Origin of the sequence: Methylobacterium sp. J-072, assembly GCF_022829425.1 — a bacterium.
Lineage (GTDB): Bacteria > Pseudomonadota > Alphaproteobacteria > Rhizobiales > Beijerinckiaceae > Methylobacterium.
In genome coordinates this window covers 1-311 of sequence record NZ_JAKSYK010000088.1, presented here as the reverse complement: position 1 = coordinate 311, position 311 = coordinate 1, and the positions used below count along the sequence as shown (strand labels likewise).

The 311-nt window shown below is 64.6% G+C and carries 1 pseudogene; it reads left to right on the top strand.

Annotated features, from left to right (window positions below):
* Nucleotides 1-311: pseudogene (locus MKK67_RS09745) on the top strand (porin); the annotation flags it as partial.

Below are 311 nucleotides of genomic sequence, written 5' to 3'. Positions count from 1 at the left end.
GCCCTGCACGGAGCTCGGAATTAACACCTAGGCAGCCGACACGCCCCAACACCCGCCGAACCAACGCCGGCCGCGTGCCGGCGACTACGTTCTGCCAGTGAGTCCAGGCTTTGCGCGACACCTACCAGTTAGTCGCCGGTGCGAGTCTGATCTGGTCAGCGGTGAAGGATCTCGATATCGGCATTGAGGGATACTACCCGCAGATCGGTCTGAAGAGCGGCCGGGCGATCCACCTCGACAAGAGCCCGACGTCCTATGCCAACGTCGCCGGCATCAACGCCGGCACCTTCCTGCCGCGCACCGCGACGCAG